Annotated in this window: 18 protein-coding genes and 1 pseudogene; 8 read left to right on the top strand and 11 right to left on the bottom strand. The window is 70.2% G+C overall.

Going from position 1 to position 18,219, the window contains the following annotated elements; genetic code table 11:
- Window positions 1-44: 44 nt before the first annotated feature.
- Entirely contained in the window at window positions 45-1,427 is a 1,383-nt protein-coding gene (locus tag BLQ50_RS04920; RefSeq protein ID WP_093181779.1) for an ABC transporter substrate-binding protein, read from the top strand.
- On the top strand, window positions 1,424-2,227 hold the full coding sequence (locus BLQ50_RS04915) for a glycerophosphodiester phosphodiesterase (protein WP_093181778.1): 804 nt from the start codon (window positions 1,424-1,426) through the stop codon (window positions 2,225-2,227). The genes BLQ50_RS04920 and BLQ50_RS04915 overlap by 4 nt, the downstream gene beginning before the upstream one ends.
- Window positions 2,228-2,281: 54 nt before the next feature.
- Here the strand turns inward: BLQ50_RS04915 and BLQ50_RS04910 are convergent.
- Window positions 2,282-2,752, bottom strand: a pseudogene (locus BLQ50_RS04910) (shikimate 5-dehydrogenase); the annotation flags it as partial.
- Window positions 2,753-2,801: 49 nt separating this feature from the next.
- Between BLQ50_RS04910 and BLQ50_RS04905 the strand changes: the two are divergent.
- The 3 genes from BLQ50_RS04905 to BLQ50_RS04895 are packed head-to-tail and all read left to right on the top strand — an operon-like array spanning window position 2,802 to window position 5,942.
- Window positions 2,802-3,986, top strand: a complete 1,185-nt coding sequence (locus BLQ50_RS04905; RefSeq protein WP_093181776.1) for a type III polyketide synthase — start codon at window positions 2,802-2,804, stop codon at window positions 3,984-3,986.
- Window positions 3,983-4,741 carry a methyltransferase domain-containing protein gene (locus BLQ50_RS04900; RefSeq protein WP_093181774.1) on the top strand — a complete coding sequence of 253 codons (759 nt, stop codon included), beginning with the start codon at window positions 3,983-3,985 and terminating at the stop codon, window positions 4,739-4,741. Before BLQ50_RS04905 ends, BLQ50_RS04900 begins: the two co-directional genes overlap by 4 nt.
- A complete protein-coding gene (locus tag BLQ50_RS04895; RefSeq protein WP_245700906.1) occupies window positions 4,734-5,942 on the top strand; it encodes an FAD-dependent oxidoreductase in 1,209 nt (402 codons plus the stop codon). The genes BLQ50_RS04900 and BLQ50_RS04895 overlap by 8 nt, the downstream gene beginning before the upstream one ends.
- Before the next feature lie 26 nt (window positions 5,943-5,968).
- On the opposite strand, the gene BLQ50_RS04890 is transcribed toward BLQ50_RS04895, so the two are convergent.
- From BLQ50_RS04890 to BLQ50_RS04880, 3 genes are read right to left on the bottom strand one after another with little or no spacing between them, the layout of a single operon-like run.
- Entirely contained in the window at window positions 5,969-7,540 is a 1,572-nt protein-coding gene (locus tag BLQ50_RS04890; protein ID WP_093181773.1) for a class I SAM-dependent methyltransferase, read from the bottom strand.
- Complete coding sequence (locus tag BLQ50_RS04885; protein WP_093181771.1) at window positions 7,537-8,391, bottom strand: UbiA family prenyltransferase; 855 nt, start codon at window positions 8,389-8,391, stop codon at window positions 7,537-7,539. Before BLQ50_RS04885 ends, BLQ50_RS04890 begins: the two co-directional genes overlap by 4 nt.
- Window positions 8,392-8,428: 37 nt before the next feature.
- Window positions 8,429-10,135 carry a BCCT family transporter gene (locus tag BLQ50_RS04880; protein WP_093181769.1) on the bottom strand — a complete coding sequence of 569 codons (1,707 nt, stop codon included), beginning with the start codon at window positions 10,133-10,135 and terminating at the stop codon, window positions 8,429-8,431.
- Between the two features lie 127 nt (window positions 10,136-10,262).
- Here BLQ50_RS04880 and BLQ50_RS04875 point away from each other — a divergent pair, with 127 nt between their 5' ends.
- The 3 genes from BLQ50_RS04875 to crcB are packed head-to-tail and all read left to right on the top strand — an operon-like array spanning window position 10,263 to window position 11,604.
- A complete protein-coding gene (locus BLQ50_RS04875; RefSeq protein WP_093181768.1) occupies window positions 10,263-10,787 on the top strand; it encodes a universal stress protein in 525 nt (174 codons plus the stop codon).
- 2 nt (window positions 10,788-10,789) lie between these two features.
- Window positions 10,790-11,230 (top strand): fluoride efflux transporter FluC, encoded by a 441-nt coding sequence (locus tag BLQ50_RS04870; RefSeq protein WP_245700905.1) that lies wholly within the window; start codon window positions 10,790-10,792, stop codon window positions 11,228-11,230.
- Window positions 11,227-11,604, top strand: coding sequence for a fluoride efflux transporter CrcB (crcB, locus tag BLQ50_RS04865; RefSeq protein WP_093181766.1), 378 nt, complete (start codon window positions 11,227-11,229; stop codon window positions 11,602-11,604). Before BLQ50_RS04870 ends, crcB begins: the two co-directional genes overlap by 4 nt.
- A gap of 24 nt (window positions 11,605-11,628) precedes the next feature.
- Here the strand turns inward: crcB and BLQ50_RS04860 are convergent, their stop codons facing one another.
- The 7 genes from BLQ50_RS04860 to BLQ50_RS04830 form a co-directional block, all read right to left on the bottom strand.
- Window positions 11,629-12,519 (bottom strand): urea transporter, encoded by an 891-nt coding sequence (locus BLQ50_RS04860; RefSeq protein ID WP_175559025.1) that lies wholly within the window; start codon window positions 12,517-12,519, stop codon window positions 11,629-11,631.
- A 38-nt stretch (window positions 12,520-12,557) separates the two neighbouring features.
- A complete protein-coding gene (locus tag BLQ50_RS04855) occupies window positions 12,558-13,655 on the bottom strand; it encodes a HoxN/HupN/NixA family nickel/cobalt transporter (RefSeq protein ID WP_093181763.1) in 1,098 nt (365 codons plus the stop codon).
- Between the two features lie 3 nt (window positions 13,656-13,658).
- The gene (locus BLQ50_RS04850) at window positions 13,659-14,654 is read right to left on the bottom strand and encodes an urease accessory protein UreD (RefSeq protein ID WP_217629106.1); all 996 of its coding nucleotides are present in this window, start codon (window positions 14,652-14,654) and stop codon (window positions 13,659-13,661) included.
- The gene (ureG, locus tag BLQ50_RS04845; RefSeq protein ID WP_093181762.1) at window positions 14,654-15,286 is read right to left on the bottom strand and encodes an urease accessory protein UreG; all 633 of its coding nucleotides are present in this window, start codon (window positions 15,284-15,286) and stop codon (window positions 14,654-14,656) included. Before ureG ends, BLQ50_RS04850 begins: the two co-directional genes overlap by 1 nt.
- Before the next feature lie 74 nt (window positions 15,287-15,360).
- A complete protein-coding gene (locus BLQ50_RS04840) occupies window positions 15,361-16,059 on the bottom strand; it encodes an urease accessory protein UreF (protein ID WP_245700904.1) in 699 nt (232 codons plus the stop codon).
- A 22-nt stretch (window positions 16,060-16,081) separates the two neighbouring features.
- Window positions 16,082-17,806: an urease subunit alpha gene (gene ureC, locus BLQ50_RS04835; protein WP_093181760.1), complete on the bottom strand. Its 1,725-nt coding sequence runs from the start codon at window positions 17,804-17,806 to the stop codon at window positions 16,082-16,084.
- Complete coding sequence (locus BLQ50_RS04830) at window positions 17,806-18,216, bottom strand: urease subunit beta (protein ID WP_093181759.1); 411 nt, start codon at window positions 18,214-18,216, stop codon at window positions 17,806-17,808. The genes ureC and BLQ50_RS04830 overlap by 1 nt, the downstream gene beginning before the upstream one ends.
- Window positions 18,217-18,219 lie beyond the last annotated feature (3 nt).

The raw sequence follows: 18,219 nt of genomic DNA, 5'->3' as shown, positions 1-18,219 counted from the left end.
TCCCTCCACCCCCTGAGCACCACCACACCCAAGGAGCACTTCTCGTGTCGACTTCGTCCCGCACGTTCTCGTCCGGCATCCCCTGGCAGCCGTCTCGGCGCAACCTCCTGCAGCTCAGCGGCCTGGGCGCCCTCGGCCTCACGCTGGCCGCGTGCAGCGGCCCCTCCGTCACGGAGGACACCGCGCGCGCCAAGACCACTGCCACGACCGACTGGTCAACGATCACACCCGCGAGCGAGATCACCTGGTGGAGCAACCACCCCGGCGCCTCCAAGGCGATCGAGGAAGAGCTCATCGCCCGCTTCGCCAAGGTCCACCCCGAGATCACGATCAAGCACGTGACCGCGGGCGCCAACTACGACGAGGTCGCCCAGCGCTTCCAGGCCGCGTCCTCGACCTCCAACCTGCCCGACCTCGTCATCTCGAGCGACGTCTGGTGGTTCCGATACTTCCTCAACAGCCAGATCATGCCGCTCGACGACGTGTTCAAGCACCTCGAGGTGGACACGTCCGACTTCAACGCCACGTTGTACTCCGACTACGAGTTCGACTCCCAGCACTGGGCGGCCCCCTACGCCCGGTCCACTCCGCTCTTCTACTACAACCGCGACCTGTGGGCCAAGGCCGGTCTGCCCGACCGCGGCCCCGCGACGTGGGCCGAGCTCGAGGAGTGGGCCCCGAAGCTCGCCGCGCTGCTCCCGGCCGACGGCGCGCCCCTCGGTTTGGACACCGGGACCAGCTGGGCGGGCTGGTGGATGGAGAACGTCATCTGGGGCCAGGGAGGCGCCTACTCCAAGGACTGGACCGTCACCCTCGACACCCCCGAGGCGGAGGCCGCGGGTGACTTCATCCGCGCCCTGTTCAACGACTCCAAGGTCGCCGGCCTGGGCACCGACACGAGCGCGGACTTCGCCGCCGGGATCTTCGGCTCCATGGTCGGCTCGACCGGCTCCCTCAAGGGCCTGCTCGAGGCCGCGACCTTCAACCTCGGTACAAGCTTCCTGCCGGACGGCCCGAAGGGCTCGGGTGTGCCGACCGGCGGCACCGGCCTGGCCATCCCTGCCTCGCGGACCCCCGAGCAGCAGCTGGCCGCCGCGATGTTCCTCGCCTTCATCACCGACGCCGACAACACCGCGTACTTCTCCCAGAACACCGGGTACATGCCGGTGCGCACCTCCGCCCAGGAGGGTGCGATCATGACAGAGGTCTACGCGACCACCCCCCAGTTCCGCACCGCGATCGACCAGCTCGAGACGAAGACCCGAACGCAGGACTGGGTCCGGGTGTTCGTGCCGGGCGGTGACCAGATCATCACCGAAGGGATCGAGCAGATGGTGCTCAAGAACGTGCCCGCCGCGACGGCCTGGGCCTCGATCACTCCTCGCCTGCAGAAGGCCTTCCAGGAGAACGTGGAGCCCTACCTGTGACCGCTCTCCCGACGCCGGCCCGCCCGCTCGTGATCGCCCACCGCGGGAACTCCCGGGTCGCCCCGCAGAACACCCTGGTCGCCCTCGAGGCAGCCTGGCGCGCGGGCGCAGACAGCATCGAGATCGACGTCCAGCTGAGCGCCGACGGCGTGGCCGTGGTCATCCACGACGACACGGTCGACGCGACGACCGACGGCTCGGGTGCGGTGACCGACCTCGACCTGGCCGAGCTGCGCCGTCTCGACGCCGGCAGCTGGTTCTCACCCGCCTATTCCGGCCAGCGGGTGCCGACCTTCACCGAGGTCACCGAGTTCCTCGTGGCCCGGCGCGGGATCGACCTGCTGCTCGAGCTCAAGGGCGAGTGGGACTCGGTCGGTGCTCGATCGGTCGTCGCGGCGATCCGCTCGGCCGGTCTTGGCGACCGGGTGATCGTGCAGAGCTTTTACCCCGGCACGGTCGCGGTCCTGGCCGAGGTGGCACCCGAGCTGCGCCGCGGCCTGCTCATCGCCGACGCGGACGACACTCTGTTCGACATGTGCACGGAGCTCGGCGTCATGGCCTGCAACCCGCACGGCGAGCTGCTGCGCGCCCACCCCGAGCTGCTCGGCAAGCTGCACGGCGCGGGCCTGCAGGTGATGGTGTGGACGGCGAACGAGCCCGAGGAGTGGGCCGCACTCACCGAGGCGGGCGTCGACGCGATCATCACCGACCGGCCGGACGCGCTCCGCGGGTGGTTGTCGGCGCAGAGTGACTGGGGGCGCAGCGTGACTGAGTCAGGGCGGCTGAGGACGAGCACCTGAGTCGACAGACCCGCCACACGAGGCCGCGCAGGGAACGTCCTGCGCGGCCTCGTGTCACGCCCGGGAGAAAGCCGACGCGCGGGCGACCTGCTCCGGCGTCGGGCGGACGCCGGTGTAGAGCGCAAACTGCTCGGCGGCCTGCAGGGCGATCACCTCCGCACCCGTGATGACGGCACGTCCGGCCGACCGAGCGGCCCGGACCAGCGGCGTCTCGGAGGGGAAGGCCACGACGTCGAAGACCGTGCGCGCGGCGGCGATCGTCGCATCCTCGAAAGACTGGACGTCCGCCTGCTCCGAGCCGACCATCCCGATCGGGGTGGCGTTGACGAGGAGGTCGGCGGTCGTAGAACCGGTCTCGCTCTGCCAGGTGAACCCCGCGAGATCCGCGAGCGCCCGTCCGGTGACCTCGTTGCGGGCGACGACCGTCCCGCGGGTGAACCCGGCACGGCGCAGGGCGGCGACGGCGGAGTAGTCGGTGTTGTAGGCGGTGAGCACCCCGTCGTCGTTGACGATGGTGTTGCCACTCGCGGGGCGGCGGTCGGGCGGCGGTCGCGGGCCGGAGTTACAGTGACGAATGGTCATCAGCATCCGATCGATCGAGACCGCCGTGCCGTCCGTCGAGGTGAAGCAGGGCGAGATCCGTGACCTCTTCCTGGCCCAGCCGGGACGCAGCCGGCTCGCCCAGCGGCTCATCACCGCGGCCTTCGACGCGTCGGCGATCGACAGTCGGCACACCGTGATCGACGAGCTGGACGGCTCCCCACGTGGCATCCAGGGCGCAGACCGCTACGGCGCCGCCCCGGTGTTCTACGATGCCGACGCCGGCCTGGTCCTCACCCCGAGCACCGGGACCCGCAACGCCGTCTACGCCGCGCGGTGCCCGGAGCTGATCCTGACCGCCGCGCGTCGCGCCCTCGAGGCGGCTCCCGGGATCGAGGCCGCGGACGTCACGCACGTGGTGACCGTCTCGTGCACGGGCTTCTACGCCCCCGGTCCGGACTACGCGCTCGTGCGTGAGCTGGGGCTCTCTCCCCGCACACAGCGCTATCACCTGGGCTTCATGGGCTGCTACGCGGCCTTCCCCGCGCTGCGGGCCGCGCGGTCCTTCTGCGTGGCCGACCCGGGGGCAGTTGTGCTCGTGGTGTGCGTCGAGCTGTGCTCGCTGCACCTGAGGGCGAGCGACGACCCGGACACGATCGTCGCGTCGTCGGTGTTCTCCGACGGCGCGGCGGCGGCCGTGGTCACCGGACGGGAGCCCCTCGGTTCCCCCGCCTCCCCCAGTGCAGCAGTGCTCGAGCTGGATGCCTTCGAGACGACGCTGACCCCCGTGGGCGAGAGCGACATGGCCTGGACCATCGGCGACCAGGGCTTCGAGATGGTGCTGAGCCGGTACGTACCCGCGATCATCGGCGAGCACATCGATTCCGCGCTCGCGCCGCTGCTCATGGGCGACCCGAACCTCGCGGGTCGGCCGGCGTCCGCGATCGACCTGTGGGCGATCCATCCGGGCGGCCGGTCGATCCTGGACAAGGTCCAGCACGCACTGTCGCTCTCCGACCGCCAGCTCGAGCCGTCGCGCAGCACACTCACCGAGCACGGCAACATGTCGAGCGCGACGGTCCTGTTCGTCCTGCGACGGCTGCTGCACGCCGGCGCCGCAGGCGGGGCGACCACCCAGCGGGTGTGCGCGATGGCCTTCGGCCCCGGGCTCACGGTCGAGTCCGCGCTGCTCACCCAGCGCCGGATGCCCGGCGCATGACGACCTCGGTCAGGGAAGACCGCCTCCTGGTCCACCGCGAGCTCCGTGCGCGTGAGCTCATGGACGACCCGGACTGCGACCCGGCAGCGCTGGCACGCACCTACCGCCACTTCCGAGTGATCAACGGGCTCGTCTCGCGGTGGCGGCGGGTCTACACGTCCCGGCTGCGCCCGCTGCTGTCCCCCACCGCCCCCACGTCTCTCCTCGACATCGGCTGTGGCGGCGGCGACGTGCCGCGCGCCCTCGCGCGCTGGGCGGCGCGGGAGGGCCTGCTCCTGGAGATCACCGCGATCGACCCCGACGCCCGCGCCGCGGCCTTCGCCGCCGCCGAGCCCCCGGTCGCGGGGCTGACGTTCGCCCGGACCACCAGCTCCGAGCTGGTCCGTGCGGGCGCCCGCTTCGACATCGTCACGTCCAACCACCTGCTCCACCACCTCGACCCGGCCGAGCTGCGCACGATGCTCGCCGACAGCGAGGCACTGTCGCGTCGGCTCGTGGTCCACAACGACATCGCCCGCAGCCCGGTGGCCTACGGGGCATACCTTGTCGGCACGTTGCCGTGGCGCCGGTCGCGCCCGGACGCGTCCTTCATCCACGACGACGGCCTGCTCTCCATCCGCCGCAGCTACCGCCGCGGCGAGCTCGCCGCGGCGGTCCCCCCGGGGTGGCGCGTCGTCCGCCAGCGCCCCTACCGGTTGCTGCTCGTCCGCCGTGCCGCTGCTCGCCCCAGGGATGAGGCCGGCGGCCGTGCGTGATGTCCTCGTCGTCGGCGGAGGTCCGGTCGGTCTGTATCTCGGGGTGCTTCTCGCACAGTCCGGGCTCGACGTCGCGGTCTGGGAGCGGCGCACCGAGGCCGGCGGCTCCTCGCGGGCGATCGGCATCCACGCCCCCGCGCTGCACGCCCTCGAGGCCGCCGGGCTGACACCCTCCCTCCTCGAGTCGGCCGTGCTCGTGCGACGCGGGGTGGCGCGCAGCCGCGGCCGCTTGCTCGGCGAGGTCTCCTTCGCCCGCGCCGACCCCCGCTATCCCTTTGTCGCCACCCTCCCGCAGTCGGTCACCGAGGCGCTGCTCACCGAGCGGCTCCGGGAGGTCGCCCCCGGCACCCTCGTGCGTGGGGTCCAGCTCGGGGACCTCCGGGTCGTGGGCGCCCGTGGCGGGCGGCTCGGGAGCGCGTTGCACGCCGTCGGGCATGCGAGCGTGTCCACGGCGACGGGGAGCGCCGTCGCCGTGCCCTCCGCTCGGCTCGTGGAGGAGACGGCGCATTTTGTCGTGGGAGCCGACGGCGCCCGCAGCACCGTGCGGTCGGTCCTCGGCATCCCGGCCACACTGCGCCAGTACCCCGACACCTACGTCATGGGCGACTTCGCCGACACGACGGACGCCGGCCACGACGCCGTCGTCTTCCTCGAGCCCGACGGCGTCGTGGAGTCCTTCCCGCTACCCGGGCTCCGGCGCCGCTTCGTCGTGCGCACCTCGGGTCTGGTCATCGCACCGCGCCCGGAACACCTCGCCGAGGTGATCGCTCACCGCACCGGCGCCCGGGTCGAGGCGGCCACGTGCACCATGATCAGCGCGTTCACGGTCCAGCGGCGCCTCGCCGAGCAGATGGCCGCGGGCCGCGCGGTGCTCGTGGGAGACGCAGCCCACGAGATCAGCCCCATCGGCGGCCAGGGCATGACCCTGGGCTGGCTGGACGCCGCAGCCTTCGCCCCGGTCCTCACCGAGGCGCTGCGCACTGCCATGCCCGACGACGCCCTGCTCCACACCCTGGCGCGCACGGCCCACGCCCGGTCGCTGAGCGCACGCCGCGCCGCGCGGCAGGCCGAGCTGAACATGGCACTCGGGCGACCGGCCCGGGGCCTGCGGCTCGCGCTGCGGGACCTGGCCCTGGCCGGGGCGCTCAACTCCCCGGCCAGCCGCGGGCTCGCCGCCGCGTACGCGATGCGCTGGTCGTAGCCGCGCTCGTCAGAGCAGCGCCGGTCTCAGCCCGGTCGCCGGGCCACGAGCAAGACGTGCGTGGACGGCCACGGCACGGCCTCACCGGTCAGCGCGTCGGTGATCCGCGCGCCGATCGACACCCGGTTCTCGACCATCCAGTCGTTGCGCCAGGCGCGGCTGTCGCGGTCCACCTCGAAGCCCGCGCGGGTGAGCAGGTCCGCCCAGTCGGCGTAGGTCAGGTCGCAGAACCGCTCGTGGCACTCGGAGAGATAGTTCTCGGTGTAGTCGCGGGTGTAGAGGAACTCCATGGACGTGCGCAGGTCGAGCTCGGCGACCCCGGGCGAGACCCATCGCGCGTCGCAGGACCCACCGGACAGAGCCGGGAAGTCGCGGGCGAACTGGCGCAGCCGCCCGGCCGGCGAGAGCCCGGCGAAGTGGGCGGCAACGTCCGCGCGTGGCCACCCGGAGTAGTCGACGACGTCCGCCTCGCTCGTACCGTCGCCCTCCGGGTCGTGGTCCAGGTGCAGGTGCACCAGGCGGTCGCCGCCATCAGGTCCGACCACGTCGGAGTTGATCCACACCCCGCCCGGCACCGTGTGCTCGAAGATCCTGCGGGCGAGGGTCCTCAGGTCGGCCACGCCGTCGCCGTAGCTGGAGATCTCGTGGGTGAGCGCAACCGTCAGGGTCGTGTTGACGCTCGCGTCCGGGAACACCGGGGCCCGCAGCAGGTTCCGCTGGGCGAAGAAGACGTTCGGGTTCGCGAAGACGCCTTGGGCCTTGCGGTGCTCTGCCTCGGCCACGAGGTGCCGGGCGACGTCGACCCCGTACAGGTCCGACTCCTCGAGGGCTGGCTCGCGGGCGGCACGCTCGAGCAGCCCGCCGGCCGCGCACCCCAGGTCCACGATCCGCCCGGGCTGGACGTACGGAGCGACCTGCTCCCACTTGCGGTCGGAGGCGCCGTCGAAGTCCGCAGAGTAGCTGGCGTAGTCGCGGGTCTGAGTGAGGTCCCCCTCGGCCGAGACCGTCGGGTCGTGGTGGATCAGTCGGATGGCCGCGGCCAGTGCATAGCGGTCGACGTAGTCGACCGTCTGGGGGTGGGCGAGGTCGCGCCACCGCGGGTCGTCGGTCGCGAGCATCTCGAGAACGTCCCAGGGGCGGGTGGGCTCCGGGTCCTGGCCGAGCTCGACCGGGGCCAGGGCGAACCCGGCGGCGGCGTAGAGCGCGGCGACGGTCGGCGTCGAGCACGCGACGACCGTCGTGGCCGGGGTGAGGCGGATGCCCAGGCTCGCCTCGACCGCGGCGACCACGGTGTGCGCGAACCCGTCGCTGCGCGGAACGTCGGCGACCGGGACGACGAGGGAGGGCAGACCGGCTGCGAGCGCGACCCGCTCGATGAGGGCCTCGCGGCGGTGCGCGGGCACGGGGTTGCGCCGGGTGCCGCTGTGCGTGGCCGAGGTGAGCGCCCACACCACCTGGGCTCCGGGGGCGAAGGTCAGGGGCGCCCCGTCGGAGTCGGTCTCCTCGCCCGCGAGCAGCCGGGTCAGGTAGTCGACCTGGAAGGTCGTCACGAGGTGGTGGCGGCCGGGGAACAGGACAAAGGTGGGGTCAGCGGTCACGGTCCCAACTCTGCCACGAGTCGGGTGCCGCTCAGCGCGAGCTGGGTGGCCAGCAGTAGCGAGGCGACGATGATGAGCTGGAAGAGCAGTCGCCCGGGCGGGCGGGTGAGCACGAGGACCGCTCCCCACACCGCGATGGACACCGCCGCGAGCACTCCGACGACCGTGATCACTGGTATTCCGCCCTGCCCGAGGGCTGGTCCGACGCCCGCGACGACCGCCGCGAGCGCGAGCGCCCCGAAGGCGACCAGCCCGGACACCCGTCGACCGACCCGGTGCGGCAGGCCGGCGACCCCGGTCGCGGCGTCATCGGCCAGGTCGGGGAGCACGTTGGTGAAGTGGATGGCGATTCCCAGAACCGCGCCCACCACAACCGCCCAGGCGGCGGGCGGTGCGGGGTCGGGCAGGGCGAGCGTGACCACGGCGGGCAGCAGGCCGAAGCTCACCATGAACGGCACGACCGAGAACGGCGTCCGCTTGAGCCCGGCGTTGTAGGACCACCCCGAGGCCACGAGCACCACGTGCACCGCGCCGGCGGCGAGGCCGAGCGCGAAGGACAGGACAACCGTGGCTCCGGCGGCCGCGAGCGCCGCGGTGCGCACGGCGCCGGCGTCGAGCAGGCCCTGGGCGACGGGCTTGTCCGTCCGCCCGACCGCCGTGTCGCGCTCGGCGTCGATCCAGTCGTTGGACCAGCCGATCGAGAGCTGACCGGCGAGGATGGCCAGTGCGAGCAGCACGAGCGTGCCGGCGGGCAGGCCCACACCCACCCCCAGGACGACGGCAAGCACGGTGACCGCCGCGGTCGGCCCGGGGTGGGCCGACCGCACCAGCAGCGTCGCGGGAGAGGCCATCCGCCCACCCTAGGGCCGGTTCCCCTCCCCGTGCCTGTCAGGAGCCTGCAGGTCCGTCCGCGGGCGGTGTCGTCCCAGCACCCGCCCCCGTCCCGCGCGGCCGGCCCCGCCGTCGTCGCGCGGCGAGGAGCACCGCGAAGGGCGACCCGACCGGACGCTCGACGGGTTCCTCCACCTCGAGCCCGTAGTAGTCGCCGATGTGGTCGCGGAACGTCGCCCGCCGGGCCCGCTCGTAGGCCCGGTTCTCGCGGGCGAAGGCGATCGCCGTCGACCAGCAGATGAGCAGCATGATGACGGAGAAGGGCAGCGCGATGATGATCGCGGCGGTCTTGAGCGCCTCGAGGCCGCCCGACAGCAGGAGCGCGATCGCGAGCAGCGACGTGATGCACGCGAAGAAGACCCGGATCCAGTGCTTCGGCTCGACCTGCCCTCCGGTCGCGATCATCCCCATGACGAGCGACCCGGAGTCAGCGGACGTGACGAAGAAGATGGCGATGAGCACGATCGCGCCGACCGTCAGGGCCGAACCGCCGGGGAGCTGGTCGAGGAGGCTGAACAGCGCGCCTTCGACGTCGACCGTCCCGTCCGCGGCGATCAGGCCGCCCTGGCCGAAGAGCTGGGAGTACAGCGCCATCCCGCCGATCACCGAGAACCATATGAAGGTCATGAGCGTGGGGACCAGGAGCACCCCGATGACGAACTGGCGCACGGTGCGTCCGCGCGAGATTCGCGCGATGAAGATGCCGACGAACGGCGCCCAGGAGATCCACCATCCCCAGTAGAACGTCGTCCAGGACGCCTGCCACGCCTCCCCCGCCGCCCCCTGGAACGCACTCACGTCGAAGGACATCCCGACCAGCCCCTGGAGGTAGCTCCCCACGGACTGCACGAAATCGCGCAGCAGGAACTGCGTCGGGCCGACGACGAGGACGAGCACGACCAACGCCGCGGCGAGCACCAGGTTGAAGTTGGAGAGCCACTTCATGCCCCGCCCCACCCCGGAGAGCACCGAGAACAGCACGACGGCGGTGATCACCACGATGAGCAGCACGTTGACGAGGTCGGAGGCCTTGAGGTAGCCAGCCTTCTCCAGGCCGGCGCTGATCTGCAGCACGCCCAGCCCCAGGGAGGTCGCCACCCCGAACAGCGTCCCGACGAGGGCGATGACGTCGATCAGGTCGCCCCACCGTCCCCGCACCCGCCGCCCCAGGAGCGGCTCCAAGGCCCACCGGATGGAGATCGGGCGCCCCCGGCGGTGGATCGCGTAGGCGAGCGCGAGCCCGATGATCACGTAGATCGACCAGGGGTGCACGCCCCAGTGTAGGAAGGTCTGCGCCATGGCGGCCTGCGCGATCTCGGCCTCGGTCCCGCTCGTCCCCGGCCGCGGCTGGGCGAGGTGGCTGAGCGGTTCGCTCACACCGTAGAAGACGAGCCCGATGCCCATCCCCGCTGCGAAGAGCAGGGAGAACCAGGACCCGAGGGAGAACTCCGGGGTGTCATCGTCCTTGCCGAGCTTGATGTCCCCGTACCGGCTGAACCCCATCCACAGACAAAACACCACGAAGAAGGCGGTAATGAGGACGTAGTACCAGTTGAAGTTCGCCACGATCGATGTCTGGACGCTCGCGAAGGTGGTCTCAGCCGCCCGGGGGAAGGCCATCGCAAAGGCGACGAAGACCACGACGACGATAGCGGCGGGCCAGAACACCCGACGACTCACCGCTGACTGCTGCGCTGCACTCATAGTCCCCAGGTTAGGCACTTCTCCTTGAGCCGCCCGTCGAATGGGGCGCCTGGGAGCCGGGCCGTCACGCGACTGACCTGCTCGGCGATGCCTTGCTGCACCTCTCACCCGGGCATACGCTCACAACATGGTCGACTCACCGGCACCGCCTCCTCTTCAGCCAGTCGTCGTCGGCGTATCCCCCGGTCAGCCGCCGCACATCGTCCAGCACGCCGCGCGGTTCGCCGCCGCCTTCCGGGCCGAGCTCATCTGCGCCTACGTCAACCCCGGCCGGTTCACCACCTCGGAGTCCGACGACGGCAGCGTCACCTCCCGCTCGATCGACCCCGACTTCTCCGAGCCCGGCGAGGATGAGTTCGACGCCGGCCTCGAGGCCGAGCTGGCCGACATCCTTGCCGGTACCCACGTCACGTGGAGTACCCGGCTGCTGGCCGGTGACATCACCGTCGCTCTCGGGCACCTGGCCACGACGGTCGACGCGGCGATGATCGTCGTGGGGACCCACGAACGGTCGTTCAGCGGAGGCGTGCAGGAATTCTTCAACCGCTCGGTCGCGGTGCACCTGGCCCATCGTCAGCAGCGCCCCGTCGTCGTCATCCCCGCGCGCCCGCCCGGCGTCACCTCGCCGCTGCCGTGGGTCGAGGCTCCGTGACCGTGGCGGGCCGACCCAACCACCTCCGCTGGCTGCCGCTCGCGCTCGTCGCGCTCGGCGGTGCGGTGGGCGCGGCTACCCGTGAGGGCACCTCCCTGATCATCCCGGACGCGTCCGGGGTCCCCGTCGCGATCGCGATCGTCAACGTCCTGGGTGCCTTTGCGCTCGGCTACCTCTACGAGGCGGTGACCCGGCTCGGACCGGGCAACCCCACAGCCGCGAGTATCAAGCTCCTGCTCGGCACCGGCTTCTGCGGGGGCTTCACGACGTACAGCTCGCTCGCGACCGACTCCGCGGTCCTGCTGTCCCACGGCCGGTGGGGCGTCGGTTCCCTGTATGCCTTCGGCACGCTCCTGATCGGCGCGTGCGCGACCTTCGCCGGGATCGCCGTGGCCTCCCGCGCGAACGCCCGGCGCAACTCACCTGAGGGGGCCCGCCGATGACCCCGCTCATCTTCCTCGCCCTCGCCCTCGCGGGGGGCGTCGGCGCCAGCGCCCGGTACCTCGTCGACGGGCTCATCCGGTCGCGGCTCAAGACCGCCTACCCGTGGGCCACGACGATCATCAACGTCTCCGGGTCCCTCGTGCTCGGCTTCATCACCGGGCTCACCACGGCCCACCTGCTCTCGAGCGACGCGTCCGCGATCATCGGGACGGGGTTCCTCGGCGGGTACACGACGTTCAGCACGGCGAGCTACGAGACCGTGCAGCTCATCAAGCAGAACCGGTACGGCTTCGCCATCGCCTCCGGCATCGGCATGCTCCTCGCGTGCGTCGCGGTCGCCGGCCTAGGCCTGTGGCTCGGTTCCCAGGTCTAGCCGGGCCGCTACGCTCCGAGTCGCCTATGCGCGCTGCAGGCGCGGGATCACGTGCGCGACGGCGAGCAGCGCCCACGTCGTGAGGATGTACGGCCACGTGTAGACCGGCCCGGAGACGTGGTGCATCCACACCGTGACCAGGGCCGTCATCACGGCCCCGATCACCGCCATGACCCACGGCTCCCACGTCCCCTTGAGGAACACCACCGCGAGCGCGATCGCCGTCAGGACACCCGAGTAGCCCTCGAGCCCGCTGCCGACCCCGGTGATGTCCTCGCCCAGCGCGAGTGCGCAGAGGCTACCGACGACGCTTCCCAGGACGGCGGCGACCCCCACCTTCCAGGACGCGAGAAACAGCCCGAGCAGGATGAGCGCCCCGGCCCACACGTCGTTGAGCAGGACGACCTCGGAGACGTTCGTGAGAATCGACTTGCCGAACGCGCTGATCGTGGACTGGTCCATGATGTCCGAGGTGGACGCCACGTGCAGGGAGAACGTCGTCGTGTACATCAGCCCGGCAAGCAGGCAGAACGGTGCCGTCGTGGACGGCAGGTTGAGCGGCTTGAACGGCTCGTGGGCGAAGATCCACATGACCAGGAGCGAGACGGGCGCCGTGAGAGCGGCCGCGACGATCGTGATCGGGTAGGCCACCCACTGGGTGCCCAGCGCGGAGAACACGGCCGCGCCGATCAGCGCCCCGCAGAAACCCTGCTGCCCGACCTGGATGTCCTTGTGCGCGACACCGAGCAGGTAGCCGGTCAGGGTCGAGCTCACGGTCCCGATCACGACGAGGACGGCCATCCTCCAGTCCGCGACGACGAAGGCCGCCAGGACGGCCAGCCCCGTCCATACGACGGGTTGGAAGAATATCTGGCCGATGCCGTCGGCGAGCGCCGGGCCCCACCGGACGTTCACGTTCAGGTCCCCACGTCGCGAAGCTCGTCTCGTAGTCATCACAGTTCTCCCCCGTCCACAGTGGCGGTTGCCGCAGCGGCGGTCCCTTGGCGCAGGGTCCATCGCTCCTCGACCTTGGCAAGCTTCCAGTAGGCGGTCGATCCCAACCACACGAGGATCAGGGTGCCCACGATGATGTAGCCGATGTACTCGAAGTTGAGGTTGGCGACCCAGGTGGTCGCCGGATCGGTCCAGCCGAGCTTCTCGTTGAGCAGCCCGATGAGCTCGACCCCGCCGATGAGGATCGCCACCATGACCGAGATCCCGGTGACGGTGAGGCTGTAGTAGATCTTGCGCACCGGGTTGACCGTGGCCCAGGAGTAGGCCTTGACCATGATCGCGGAGTCCATGGTGTCGAAGAGACTCATGCCTGCCGCGAAGATGAGCGGCAGGCACAGCACGGCGTACCACGGCAGGCCGGTCGCGGCGCCGGTCCCGGCGAGGACGAGCAGGGCGATCTCGCTCGCGGTGTCGAAGCCGAGCCCGAAGAGAAAGCCGACGAGGTACATCTTCCCGGGCCGGTCGACGGACTTGATGACCGGCCGGATCATTCGGTTGACGAGGCCGCGCCCGGCAAGCTGGTGGTCGAGGGCCTCCTGGTTGAGGCCCCCGTCGGAGGACTGCTTCCACACTCGCCAGATCCCGACGAAGGTCACGGAGTTGATGAGGCCGATGAGGATGAGGAACACCCCCGAGACCATCGTCCCGACGACGCCGAGCCCGGTGCGGACGTCGTTGCCGTCCGTGGTCAGGCCCACGGCCCAGGAGACGCCCGCGGCGAGCAGGGCTGCCATGAGGAACACCACGGTCGAGTGCCCCAGCGAGAAGTAGAGTCCGACGCCTGCCGCCGGTTTCTTCATGTCGACAAGCTTGCGGGTTGTGTTGTCGATCGCTGCAATGTGGTCGGCGTCGAAGGCATGCTTGACGCCCAGCACGTAGGCGGTCACGACCAGGCCCACACCGAAGACCGTCGACCCCATCTTCAGGTGCTGGGGCGCGATCAACAGGAAGAAGACCCCGAAGGCCAGCACGTGGATGCCGACGACGGGGAGGAAGACCTTGACAACCTCCCACGCGGAGGACCGTCGCGCCTGCATGGCTCAGTTCTTCCGCATCGACGGTGCGGCTCTGCCGGTGAGCTGCTCGTGGACCGCAGCCCAGGCTGCAGCGTGCGCGGAGGCCACGGCGATGGTGTCGTTGCCGACCATCCGCAGGGACACCCCGGCATCGTAGGGCAGGACGCTCACCCCGAACAGGAGGTCGTCGTCGGCGAGGACCGTGAGCACCTCGTGCAGGCGGTCGGCGACCTCCTGGGCCGGGAGCAGCGGGGTGACCACATACAGCATGGCCAGCACGTCGCGGTCGGCGAGGACCGCGAGGCCGCTGACCCCGTCGCGGCTGAGGCGGACCCGGTCCAGCGCGACAAGGTCGCCGCCCGGGCGGCGCACCTCGAAGTCGGAGGCGAAGATCTCGTACCGGTGTCGTTCCCCGTGGGCGAGGCGACCTGCATAGACCGTGTCCGATGCGATGAGGGTGGCGCCCTCGTCGACCCAGGCACGGGTGTGCTGGTACGTCCTGGAGTCCTCGAAGGGGATCACCGGGTCGGGCAGGTACTCGACGAAGGCCCCGGCCTCGAGCGTGAGATTGACGCTCACCGCGGCGTAGTCCTGCTCCATCCGGTAGTACTTCGCGTGCGTCTGGGTGGACACGTGCGCGCTGGATCCCGGTCCGAACTCCAGGTCGGTGCGCAGGCGGTCACCCTGCAGGACGCCGCCGCCCGTGGACATGAGGGAGGTCAGCGGCATGTCGGGGCGCAGCGGGTCGAAGTACAGCGGGCGCATGATCTGCAGCGGCGACTTCTGGTAGTGATGGACGAGCTGGGTCTGGTCACCGCACAGGGCGAATGCCAGCTGGAGCACCCCGACCTTGCCGGGGCTGCCCACCGGGAGCGAGTCGAGCGCTTGGGAGTACCGTGCGACCTCCGGGGGGACCCGCGCCGGCTCGTAGTGAGCCGGCTGCAGGCGGTACCCGCCGTAGGGCCCGGCGAGGCCGTCGTCGGTCATCTCCTCGTCCACGGCCACCGTGACCGCGCTCATCAGACGAGTTCGGATCGTGAAGCCCACCAGTGGGACATGATCGCCTGGTGGAGCTCCTCGAGCCCCTCGCCCGAGAGCGAGTTCGTGAGCACGACCGGCTTGTTGTCACGCACCCGGTAGGCGTCGTTCTCCATCACCTCGAGGTTGGTGCGCACGTACTGGGCGATGTCGATCTTGTTGATCACGAGGATGTCGGACTCGGTGATCCCCGGACCCCGCTTGCGCGGCATCTTCTCCCCCTCGGAGGTGTCCAGCACGAAGATGAACACGTCGGCGAGCGCCGGTGAGAATGTCAGCGTCAGGTTGTCGCCCCCCGACTCGTAGATCAGCGTGTCGATGTCGGGGAACTTCTCCAGCATCTCGGCCCCGGCGGCGAGGTTCATCGTCGGGTCGTCCCGGACCGCGGTGTGCGGGCAGGCACCGGTCTCGACGCCGACCACTCGGTTCGGGTCGAGGATCCCTGCCAGCTCGCGCCGGACGTGCTGGGCGTCCTCCTGGGTGTAGATGTCGTTGGTGATCACACCGGGCGTGCGTCCCTCCCGGATGAGGATCGGGACCAGCGCCTCGGTCAGCGCCGTCTTGCCTGACCCGACCGGGCCTCCGATCCCGATGCGTAGTACGTCCTCGCTCATTGGTCTCCCTCTCGTCGTGTGCTGTGAATCGTGTGCTGGAACTCGTCTGCTTGGAGGTCCGTGCTGCGTGCCCCTCAGCTGGCGAAGAGTCTGGCCTCGGCGCGTTCGTGCCGGGCAGACATGATGTCGGCTACAGGCACGCACCCACCCATGTCGTCGATCTCACGCACCACTGCACTGGCCGCCGTGTCTTCGATGACGGAGCTCACCGCGTTGAGCACCACCTGTGCGTGGCGGTGGTCGGTGAGCCGCAACCGCAGCGCGGCCCCCACGAAGCTGGCCGAGAACGCGAACAGGTCGCTGGTCACCGCCCGCTCCACGCTCACCCCGGCCGCCGCGAACGCGACTGCGCTCGCGACCGCCTGGCACCCGGGGGTCGATCGCGCCTTGACCAGCCGGACATACTCGGCGAGGCCCTCGCCGCCGAGCACCTCGAGTGCAAGGTCGCACACCTGGTGCCCGCTGCGCACCGACGCCTTGCGCATCTCGGTGTTGAGCTTGGAGGCGAACAGCCGCCGGTCGATCTCCTGGACCGATGGCCAGTCACCGGCGGTCGCCGCGTCGTGGGCCCGGGCCAACGCCGTGGCGTCTCCCGGACCCACCGAGTGCCGCAGGAGGTCCGCCAGCAGCCCTTCGACGTCCGGCCTGGTCACCCAGCGGGCCTGGCTGAATCCTTCGAGACCGTGCGACATCGTGTAGAAGCCGCTCGGGAAAGCGGAGTCGGCCAGCTGCAGGCTGACGAGGAGCTGCCGAACATCTGTCGGCGCCGTCAAAGCTGGTGACTGCACGTCGACCTCAGGCCAGGAAGAAGAGCTGGGTCAGCGGCAACGACTGCGCCGGCTCGATCGTGGCCCGCTTCCCGTCATAGGTGACGGCGTAGGTCTCCGGATCGACCTGGATGTCGGGGGCATAGTCGTTGCGCACCATGTGCTGCTTCCCGATCGAGCGGCACCGCTTGACCGCAAGCACCTGGCTCTTGAGCCCCAGCTTCTCCGGGACCCCGTTGTCGATGCCCGCCTGCGACATGAACGTCACCCTGGTCGTCTGCAGCGCCTGCCCGAAGGCCCCGAACATCGGCCGGTAGATGACCGGTTGCGGGGTGGGCAGGGACGCGTTCGGGTCGCCCATGAGCGCCCAGTTGATCAGGCCGCCCTTGATGACGCAGCGCGGCTTGACTGCGAAGGAGTCCACCGGCCAGACAACAAGGTCGGCGAGCTTGCCGGCCTCGATCGAGCCGATGTAGTCGGAGATGCCCTGGGTGATCGCCGGGTTGATGGTGATCTTGGCCAGGTACCGCAGGACCCGGAAGTTGTCGTTTCCCGAGGCGTCCTCGGGCAGCTTGCCGCGCTTGTCCTTGCAGTGGTGAGCCACCTGGAACGTCCGCAGGAACGACTCGCCGACGCGTCCCATGGCCTGGGAGTCGGAGGAGATCATCGAGATGATGCCCTCGTCGTGCAGGACGCTCTCGGCCGCGATGGTCTCGGCGCGCACCCGCGAGTCGGCGAAGGAGACGTCTTCGGGGATGTCGTGGGAGAGGTGGTGGCAGACCATGACCATGTCGAGCAGCTCGTCGACCGAGTTGACCGTGTACGGCAACGTCGGGTTCGTGGAGGACGGGAGCACGTTGGACTGCCCGGCCACCTTCATGATGTCGGGTGCGTGCCCACCGCCGGCGCCCTCCGTGTGGAAGGTGTGGATCGTGCGGCCGTCGATCGCAGAGATGGTGTCCTCGACGAAGCCGGCCTCGTTGAGGGAGTCGGAGTGCAGGGACACCTGGACGTCGTACCGGTCGGCGACGTCCAGGGCGCAGCTCAGCGCGGCCGGGGTCGCACCGTAGTCCTCGTGCACCTTCAGCCCGGCCGCTCCTGCCTCGACCTGCTCGATGAGAGCCTCGGGGAGGGAACCGTTGCCCTTGCCCAGGAAGCCGGTGTTCACCGGAAGGCCCTCCGCGGACTCGAAGAGCCGGTGGAGATTCCAGACCCCCGGGGTGGTGGTCACGCCGTTGCTGCCATCGGTCGGCCCGGTCCCGCCGCCGAAGAGGGTCGTGATCCCGCCGGAGAGCGCGTGATAGGCCTGCTGGGGCGAGATGTAGTGGATGTGGGTGTCGATCCCACCGGCCGTGACGATCTGGTGCTCGGCGGAGAGCATCTCCGTCCCGGGGCCGACCACCAGCCGGGGGTCGACCCCGGCCTGGAGGTGCGGGTTTCCGGACTTGCCGACCCCGACGATCAGCCCGTCCTTGATCCCGATGTCACCTTTGACCACACCGAGGATCGGGTCGATGATGATCGCGTTGGTCAGCACGAGGTCCAGCGCACCCTGCGCGCCGGTTGTCGAGGGGTCCGCGGCCATGCCGTCGCGGCCGGTCTTGCCACCCCCGTAGACGACCTCGTCGCCGTAGAACCCCTCGTTGTAGTCCTTCTCGATCTCGACGACGAGGTTGGTGTCCGCGAGCTGCACCTTGTCGCCACGTGTTGGTCCGAACAGGTCCGTGTACTGCTTGCGCGAGATGATAGCCATTACTTCTTCCCCTTCTGAGCAGGCCGTGCAGCCTTGGGCGCACCGTTCTTGAAACCGTGGGACTCAAGCCGTGCCAGGGCGTCGATCTTGGTCTGGGGGGCGTCGAGCCCGCCGTCGACCAGGCCGTTGAACCCGACGACGTGACGACCGCCGGAGTAGGCCACGAGCGTCACCTCGCGCGTGTCGCCCGGTTCGATCCGGACCGCCGTGCCGGCCGGCAGGTCGAGGTGCATGCCGTAGGCCTTCTCGCGTTCGAACAGCAGCGCACGGTTCACCTCGAAGAAGTGGAAGTGCGAGCCGACCTGAACCGCGCGGTCTCCGGTGTTGCTCACCCGCAACGTCACGCTGGCACGTCCGGCGTTGATCTCTATGTCCTCTGTGTTGTGGTCATACTTCGGGCTTCCTAGCATGGG

The organism is Sanguibacter gelidistatuariae, from assembly GCF_900096585.1.
Taxonomy (GTDB): Bacteria; Actinomycetota; Actinomycetes; order Actinomycetales; family Cellulomonadaceae; genus Sanguibacter; species Sanguibacter gelidistatuariae.
Note: the sequence above shows the minus strand (reverse complement) of the source record. Positions and strands in the feature narration are given on the sequence as shown.